The sequence below is a fragment of the Actinosynnema sp. NPDC004786 genome, from assembly GCF_053601135.1.
In genome coordinates, this window is sequence record NZ_JBSGBG010000003.1 from 38627 (window position 1) to 47046 (window position 8420).

The following is an 8420-nucleotide window of genomic DNA, read 5'->3' on the forward strand; positions in this document are numbered from 1 at the left end:
TTGCGGGGCCCGGTGGCTACCGCGCCAGCCGCCGGTAGAGCGGGCGCAGGTCGTCGGTCACCGAGCGGCCGTCCACCACGAGCGGGTCGAGCCGGTCGAGCAGCACGTCCGGGCGGGTGGTCGGCTCGGGGACCTCCGGCGCGACCCCGGCGACCTCCGGCCGCGCCCAGAAGCCCTCGAAGGACTCCGCCGGGGTCGCCTCGGCCGCCGGCGCGGGCGGCGCGGGGGCCACGGGGGCCCGCAGGTCGCGCAGCCGGTCGAGCAGGTCCTCCCGCGACCGCCCGCGCCAGGCCAGGATCTCGAACGGGTCGGTGTCGAACGACCCGGCGAGCAGGTGGCAGGTGGCGGCGAGGTGCTCGCACGGCACCTCCCAGTCCGGGCACGTGCAGTCCATGGACAGCTCGCGCATCGTGCGCGGGAACAGGGTCAGGCCGAGGTCGGCCAGCACGTCCTCGATCTCCGGCGGCATCTCGCCCGCCAGCAGCTTCGCCGCGAAGACCGCCCGGTCGGCCAGCGCGTGCTCGATGCGCCGCCACTCGTCGTCGGTGAACTTGCGCACGCCGATCCGCGCCCGGTACGGCTCCGGGCGGGCGCCCGTGACCAGCGCCACGACCAGGCTGGTCGACAGCGACAGGCTCATCACCTGGCCCGTGCGCGCGTACCTCCGGCCGCGGCCGAGCCGGTCCGCCATGCCGAACGACTCCAGCACCTCCAGGAACCGGCGCGACCACCACGTCCGCGCCCCGTCGCCCCGACTGCCGCGCGTCGGGCCGCCCCGCTCCCCGGTCCGGTCAGTCACCGACCGCCTCCCCGGACAGGGCGAACAGCTCGCGCAGCTCCCCGGTCGACAACCCGGTCAGCCAGTCCTCGCCCGCGCCCACCACGAGCTGCGCCAACCCGCGCTTCTCCTCGATCATCCGGTCGATCCGCTCCTCCAGCGTGCCGACGCAGACGAACTTGCGCACCTGCACGTGGGCCCGCTGGCCGATCCGGAACGCCCGGTCGGTGGCCTGGTCCTCGACCGCCGGGTTCCACCACCGGTCGAGGTGGATGACGTGGTTCGCGGCCGTGAGGTTCAGCCCCGTGCCGCCCGCCTTCAGCGACAGCACGAAGAGCGACGGGCCGTCCGCCTCCTGGAACCGCCGCACCATCTCGTCGCGCCGCCGCTTCGGCGTGCCGCCGTGCAGGTACAGGACCTCGGTGTCGAACCGGGCGGCCAGGTGCGGCACGACCAGCGAGCCGAAGGCGGTGAACTGGGTGAAGCACAGCGCCTTGTCGCCGTCGGCCAGCGCCTCCTCGAGGATCTCCTCCAGCCGGGCGAGCTTGCCGGAGCGGCCGGCGACGCGGGAGCCGTCGCCGAGGAGCTGCGCCGGGTGGTTGCAGACCTGCTTGAGGCGCGACATCGTGGCCAGCACCAGGCCCTTGCGCCGGACTCCCTCCGCCTCGGCGATCTTGGCCAGCATGTCGTCCACCACCGCCTGGTAGAGCGTGGCCTGCTCGGCGGTCAGCGTGCAGAGCTGCTTGACCTCGATCTTGTCCGGCAGGTCGGTGATGACCCGGGGGTCGGTCTTGAGCCGCCGCAGCACGAACGGGCCGGTGATGCGGCGCAGGCGGACGGCGGCGTCCTCGTCGTGGTGGCGTTCGACGGGCACGGCGAAGCGGGCGCGGAAGGTGTTGATCGTGCCGAGGATGCCCGGGTTGACGAAATCCATGATCGACCACAGCTCCGCCAGCCGGTTCTCCACCGGGGTGCCGGTCAGGGCCACCCGGTGCCGGGCGGGCAGGGCGCGCGCCGCCTTCGACTGCCGGGTCGAGCTGTTCTTGATGTTCTGCGCCTCGTCCAGCACGACCCGGTCCCAGGTCACGCCGGTCAGCCGGGCCACGTCCCGGGCGAGCACCGCGTAGGTGGTGATGACCAGGTCGCAGTCGGTGTCCAGGACGCGGTCCGCGCCGTGGTGGACGCGGACCTCCAGGTCGGGGGTGAAGCGGGCGGCCTCCCGCTGCCAGTTGCCGACGACCGACATCGGGCACACCAGCAACGTCGGCAGCCGCTTGCCGTGCTGCCGGTTGTGCGCCTCCAGGGCGAGCAGTTGGACGGTCTTGCCGAGCCCCATGTCGTCGGCCAGGCACGCGCCCAGGCCCAGCCGGTCGAGGAACGCGAGCCACGCCAGGCCCCGCTGCTGGTAGGGGCGCAGTTCGGCGAGCAGTCCGCGCGGTCGCGGCACCGGTTCGAGGTGGTGTTCCACCTGGCCGGACAGCAGGTCGCCCAGCCAGCCCGTCGCGCCGACCCCGTTCAGGGGGAGCGGCAGGTCGGCGTCCTCGGGGTGCAGGCCGGAGTGCAGCAGCACCTGCGCGGCGGTCATCTGCCCACCACCGCGCTCGAGGAACGCGAGGCCCGCGGCGAGGCGCTTCGGGTCGACGTGCACCCACTGGCCGCGCACGCGCACCAACGGCACCTTGGCCCCGGCGAGCGACCGCAGCTCCGCCTCGGTGAGCGGCTCGTCGCCCACCGCCAGCTCCCAGCGGTAGTCGACCAGCACCTTCAGGCCGAGTTCGCTCTCCTTGGCCACCTGCCCCGCCGTGCCGCGGCTGGTGGCCGTGAGCCGGAGACCCAGCCGGTGGGGTTGACGCCACCACGCGGGCAGCATCACGCCGAACCCGGCCTCCGCCAGCAACGCCGCGTGCCGCAGGAAGTCGTAGGCGCCCGCCACGTCCAGGGCCAGCTCCACCGGCCGCCGGGCGGCGAGCGCCCGGTCGAGGGCCGGGTAGAGCCGCCCGGCCCGGCCGAGGTCGCCCAGCAGCACGTCCTCGGGCCGGTCGACCCACCGGCGCAGCACCGCGTCCTGCCGGTGCCACACCTGCTCGGCCGTCACCACGACGCTCGGCTCGTCCACGGCCTGGAGCAGGAACTCGACCCGCCACCCGTCCTGGTCCGGGCCGCCCTGGTCGGGCGAGCCGAGCCGGAAGCAGGTCCGGACGGGACTCTGCCGAAGCCCGCCGTGCCAGGCCGCGACCCGGGCCCGCAACGCGGTGACGTCACCGTCGATCCGGGAGTCGCCGACCAGGGCCGCCAGCCACCGCCCGACCTCCCCGTCCGCGGTCGCGCCCCCACCGCCCACCAAGGCCCGCACCCGGCGGTCGACCGCACGGTCGAGCACGTCCGGCACCACGTCCCCGGCCCCGGCCGCCAGGAACGACGGCGGCACACCCGCCCGCAACGCCGCCCCGCGCGACGAGTCCACCCCGACCAGCACCGCCCGCCACCGCGCGTGCCCGTCGGCGTCGATCCCCGGCAGCACCCGCCCCCGCCGGACCAGTTCGCCGGCGAACTCCAGCAGCTCGGTCAGGAACTTCCCGGAAGCCCCGACCCGGCAGTCGGGGAGCCCTTCGGGAACACCGTCCAGCCACACGACGGGCACCACCCACTCCCGCCACCGGACGGCCCCGCGCCGACCGCCGGCCGTGACCTCCCGGACGAGTTCGGGCGACGCCACCGGCCCGCTCGCGTACGACGGCAGCCGCACCGGGACAGCGCCTGCTCCACCGCCCCCGAGCACGGCGGCGAGGTCGTCCCCGTCCACCGCGAACGGGTGGGGCACCGCGGCACGGGGCAGCCGCGCCGAGACCCGGGCCGGCAGCCGGGAATCCTCGGCCCAGACCCCGACCCGGCCCCCGCTCAGGCCCAAGGCGTGCAACACCCACACCCCCGCACTATGCGCCCCGTGTCCCACCACCTCCCCACCCACCCCGTCCCCCGGACCGCCCGCCCCCGGTCGGATCGCCTCTCTGCGGCCGGCCGGCCGCAGCGCGTCACCACTTGTCGGAGGTGACGATCGCCTTCAGCTGGTCGAGGCTCAGGGGCGGCTGCGGCGAGTGGATCGCGCCGCCCGGCGAGTTGACCACAGCGCCGAGGGGGTCCTCCTGGTTGCTGACGTTCAGGACCACCAACGTCCCGTCGGGCCGCCTGAGGGCCGCCATGTACGACACCGCGCCGGCATCCGGCCGCCCGGTCCCGGTCGCCAGCACGGAGCCGTCGGGCAGCGTGCTGACGTCGCAGTCGTCCGTGCGGGAGAAGGCGCACCACTCGTCGGGCCCGGAATCGGTGCGGCGGATCATCAGGGCGAAGCCCCCGGTGGACCCCGCGGACATCAGGGTCCCGCCGACCAGCGCGCTGTTGTTCGGGTCGCCCGGCTCCGGCGTCACCACCGACATCTCCGGCTGCTGGTGCTGCGACGGGGCGGTCCTCGGCACGATCGTCTTCATGGTCACCTCGAACGTCGCGGTGCCGCCGAGCACCGCCCTGAACCGGGTGATCAGGTCGTCCGGCGAGGTCGGGACCGGGCTGCGCGCCGCGGACGTGGTCGGTGCGGGCGACGAGGAGGTGGTCTGCGGGTCGGCGACGTGCGTGCCGGAGTCGCCCGGCGCCAGCCACACCGAACCCGCGACCAGGACCGCCACCGCGGCGACGGTGGCCGCGACGGGCGCCGGCCGCACGGTTCGGCGCGGCCGCGCGACGGGGGCCGTGGTCGAGGCGGCGGCGTCCGCGCGCCGCTCCAGCTCGGCGAAGGCATCGTGGAGGGTGCGGAGGTCGCTCATGAGGTCTCCTGGAAGTGGGGGACGCCGGCGGTGAGGTCGATGCGCAGGGCCTTGAGCGCGCGGTGGATCTGGCTGCGGACGGTCGGTTCCCGACACCCCAGCTGTGTGGCGATCTCGCTGTCGGACAGGCCCGCGTAGTAGCGCAGCACCACGGCCGCCCGCTGCTTCCTGGGCAGGCCGGCGAGGCGGCGGATCATCGCGTCCCGCTCGGCCCGCTCGTCCGCGCCGTCGGAGACCACCGTCGGCTCGACCTCGGCGCGCGGGGACGTGCGGGTCAACCTCCTGCGCCAGGACAGGTACTCGTTGACGACCATCCGCCGCACGTAGGCGTTCGGCTCGGCCATGGTCGAGATCCGGTCCCAGCGCTCGAAGGCCCGGCCCAACACGTCGCTCACCAGGTCCTCGGCCAGCCACGTCCGGCAGGTGAGGACCGTGGCGAACCGCATCAGCGCGGGACGCTGCCTTGCCACGTACTCGGCAAACTCCATCGGCCACTCCCGATCGTCGACTGTGCCTCGTGCCTCGTTCCCACCCCTAATGCCGAAGTGCCCCCTTTCGTTGCATCCGGATTCCGACCGACCGCCCGGCACCCCCGCGCCCGATCGCCACGGAGCATGGAAGACGGTCCACAACCGACCGATCCCACCGGCGCACGGATCCTGCGCCGGGCACACCGAGTCAGCCGATCACGCCACCGGCCATGATCGACCTCGCCGCCCGCTCCTCCGACTTGGGGACGCGCCTTGGCGGGCCGCTCCCGCCGGGAGCCCACCAGGTCGCCCGACCAGGACATCCCGGCCGGGCTCCCCACCCCGGGTCCCTCGCGCCGCCCAGCCCGGTCGCTCCGGCGGAGCCCTCGCCCCACACGCGGCCGCTCCGATCAGGCGTCTCCGACCGGCTGCCCGGCCGCGCCGAGCCGTAGCGAGCCGCGTCGGAAGGCCCGACCTCCGCGCCGCCTGCGCACCAGCCCGGATCCCGGCCATGGTCCGGTCCGGCGTGGTGGTCGTGGCAGGCGGCGCGAGGTCGGGTGGGTCGTGTCGGTGGGGTGTCAGGCGTGCTGGCGGGACCTCTTGCGGGACAGGGTGGCCACTCCCGCGCCGGCCAGGCCGACCTGGAGGGCCAGTTCGATCCAGTCGACGCCCGAGGTGTTCGCGACGCCGAGGAGCGACGCGACGAGCGTGCCCACGAAAGCCGCCGCGACGCCCACCAGGAGCGTCACCACCATCGAGATCTGCTGCCTGCCCGGCACGACCAGCCGGCCGAGGCCGCCGATGACCAGACCGATGACCAGCGCCGAGATGAGCCCGGTGATCTCCACAAGAGGTCCTTTCCTCGCCCTGAGCGTCCACCTCGAGCATCACCGCCCCTCCTCCCCGCCCGAATCGGGTTTGCCCCTGACCCGCCCCTGATCCCGACCCTGAACCCGGAACACCTCCGCCGCCTCCGCCGACAGCGCCCGGCCCGGCACGTCCGGATCGCAGCCCACCCTGGCCAGCCGGGACCGGATCGAGGTGGGCGAGCGCTCCAGCCGGGCGGCGAGCGAGCGGATCAGCTCGACGGTCGGCGTGTCCCCGGTCGCGGCCAGCCAGTCGGCCCGCAGGGCGTCGTCCAGGTCCGCCGTCCACGGCTGGTTGGCGTTCGCCGGACGGTCCCGCGCCGAGCCGGACGCGGGACCGCTGAGCCTGCCCAACGCCTCCAGCACCTGGGCCAGCAACTTGCCGATCTTCGCGCCGGCCGCCGCGGGCAGGCGGAGGTTGCCCTCGGCCACCAGCGCGCCCGAGCTGTCGACGCCGGCGAGGTCCACCGACAGCTCCGGGTCGGCCGTGGCCACCACCTGGTAGGTCGTGGAGCCGACGCGGACCGAGTTCTCATACGTGGTTGTCGTCATGGTGATGACGCTAGCGGAGGGGTCCGACAATTCCGGGCCGGCTGATGGACGAGCTGCCGGATGAACCCGACCGGGCGAGCGACAGCACCATCGCCGCGCGAGCCGGCGGCGGTCGGCTCAGCGGCAGAGCGGGCAGCCCGGGGCGGCCGGCTCGGACCCCGTCAGGTACGGCTTGAGGTGCTCGGCGATGGCCCTCGCCAGCGACGGCGGCACGGCGTTGCCGATCTGCCGCGCCACCTCGATCTTCGTGCCGCACCACTCGAAGGTGTCCGGGAACGACTGCAGGCGCGCCGCCTCCAGGTGCGTGATCGGCCGGTCCACCCGGTGCCCGCCCTCGCCCGGCTCCCACTGCGGGTGCAGGTAGCGGCCCTTCTCCGGCTTGTAGAACTCGGTGCGGATGGTCAGCGACGGCTCGTCCCACCGCATCCGGCCCATCACGTCGGTCGTGCCGGTCTTCTTCTCCCGCCAGCACCGCGGCAGCAGCTCGGGCGGCAGGTCGAACCGGCCGCCGCCCGGCGGGATGTGGCGGTAGCGCTCCAACGACATCGGGGTCGGGTTGCGGCCGATGTGCAGTTCCGGGCTCTTGAACGGCCCCGGCAGCTCCCGGCCGAAGAACTCCACCACGGAGTTCGGCAGCGCGGTCGTCACCGGCCGCTCCGGCAGCCCGCGCAGCACGTCGCCGACGGTGTGCCAGCGCTCGCGCGGGTGCGTCGGGGCGGGCAGCGGGATCCGGCCGATCCGCGAGCCGATCACGATCGCCCGCCGACGCCGTTGCGGCACGCCGAAGTCCGCCGCGTGCAGGATGCCCGCGCTCAGCTCGTAGCCCTCGGTCTCGGCCCGGAGCAGCGCGAACTCGGTCGACGCCAGGAACCGGTCGACGTTCTCGATCACGAACACCGAGGGCCGGGCCCGCCGCACGAACCGCAGGTACTCGCGCCACAGGGAGTTGCGCGGGTCGTTGACGTCCTTCGAGCCGAGGTTCGAGAACCCCTGGCACGGCGGCCCGCCCACGATGACGTCCACCTCGGGGATCGCGCTGTCCGGCACGGCCGCGATGTCCGACCAGCGGATGTGGTCCTCGCCGAAGTTCGCCGCGTACGTGGCCGCCGCGTGCAGGTCCCACTCGACCGCCATGACCGGCCGGTAGCCGCCCGCCGCGGCGAACCCGGAGGTCATGCCGCCGCACCCGGCGAACAGGTCGATCATCGACAGCACGGGCTCAGGCTAGCCGACCACGCCGCCGCAGCACGGTGGTCCGGACCCGACTCGCCGCGTCGGCCGGGTCCTCGTGCTCCCACACCCGCACCGCGAGCCACCCCGCCTCCGCGAGCGCCTGGTCGGTGTTGGCGTCCCGCGCCTGGTTGCCCTCGATCTTGGAGCGCCAGAACTCGCCGTTGCGCTTCGGCCACGTGCCGTGCTCCGGGCAGCCGTGCCAGAAGCACCCGTCCACGAACACCGCCACCTTCGCGGGCCCGAACACCACGTCCGCCTCGCGCCGGACCCCGCGCACCGGCCGCTGGTGCACCCGGTAGCGCAGCCCCATCCGGTGCAGCTCGCGCCGCAACGCCACCTCGATGCCCGTGTCACGGGACCGCTGCTTGCTCATCCGGGCCCGGACGTCGTCCGTCGTTTCCAGGTTCGGCACCCGGCCATGATGGCCCACGCCCGCACCGCGCCGACGCCGGCACCACACGCCACCGCGCGCACTACGGCCACCGCCGGCACCGCGGCCACCGCGCGCACTACGGCCACCGCCGGCACCGCGGCCACCGCCCGCACCGCGCCGACGCCGGCACCGCGCCCACTGCCCGCACCGCGCCGACGCCGGCACCGCGCCCACCGCCCGCACCGCGCCGACGCCGGCACCGCGCCCACTGCCCGCACCGCGCCCACTGCCCGCACCGCGCCGACGCCGGCACCGCGCCCACTGCCCGCA

At 74.7% G+C, this 8420-nt stretch carries 8 protein-coding genes; all 8 read right to left on the bottom strand.

All coding sequences use genetic code 11. The features are described 5' to 3' along the window. Positions 1–16: 16 nt before the first annotated feature. On the bottom strand, positions 17–799 hold the full coding sequence (locus tag ACWEFJ_RS03645) for an SWIM zinc finger family protein (RefSeq protein WP_449712814.1): 783 nt from the start codon (positions 797–799) through the stop codon (positions 17–19). Next, positions 792–3698 (bottom strand): DEAD/DEAH box helicase, encoded by a 2907-nt coding sequence (locus ACWEFJ_RS03650; RefSeq protein ID WP_449712815.1) that lies wholly within the window; start codon positions 3696–3698, stop codon positions 792–794. The genes ACWEFJ_RS03645 and ACWEFJ_RS03650 overlap by 8 nt, the downstream gene beginning before the upstream one ends. 112 nt (positions 3699–3810) lie before the next feature. Then, on the bottom strand, positions 3811–4596 hold the full coding sequence (locus ACWEFJ_RS03655) for a hypothetical protein (RefSeq protein ID WP_449712816.1): 786 nt from the start codon (positions 4594–4596) through the stop codon (positions 3811–3813). Next, positions 4593–5084 (bottom strand): SigE family RNA polymerase sigma factor, encoded by a 492-nt coding sequence (locus tag ACWEFJ_RS03660; RefSeq protein ID WP_378092983.1) that lies wholly within the window; start codon positions 5082–5084, stop codon positions 4593–4595. The genes ACWEFJ_RS03655 and ACWEFJ_RS03660 overlap by 4 nt, the downstream gene beginning before the upstream one ends. A gap of 560 nt (positions 5085–5644) precedes the next feature. Next, positions 5645–5914: a GlsB/YeaQ/YmgE family stress response membrane protein gene (locus ACWEFJ_RS03665; RefSeq protein ID WP_449712817.1), complete on the bottom strand. Its 270-nt coding sequence runs from the start codon at positions 5912–5914 to the stop codon at positions 5645–5647. A gap of 39 nt (positions 5915–5953) precedes the next feature. Then, the gene (locus ACWEFJ_RS03670) at positions 5954–6484 is read right to left on the bottom strand and encodes a hypothetical protein (protein ID WP_378092987.1); all 531 of its coding nucleotides are present in this window, start codon (positions 6482–6484) and stop codon (positions 5954–5956) included. Positions 6485–6601: 117 nt separating this feature from the next. Further along, positions 6602–7690, bottom strand: coding sequence for a DNA cytosine methyltransferase (locus ACWEFJ_RS03675; RefSeq protein ID WP_378093007.1), 1089 nt, complete (start codon positions 7688–7690; stop codon positions 6602–6604). Positions 7691–7703: 13 nt separating this feature from the next. Continuing rightward, a complete protein-coding gene (locus ACWEFJ_RS03680) occupies positions 7704–8090 on the bottom strand; it encodes a very short patch repair endonuclease (protein ID WP_378093009.1) in 387 nt (128 codons plus the stop codon). Positions 8091–8420: the final 330 nt, after the last annotated feature.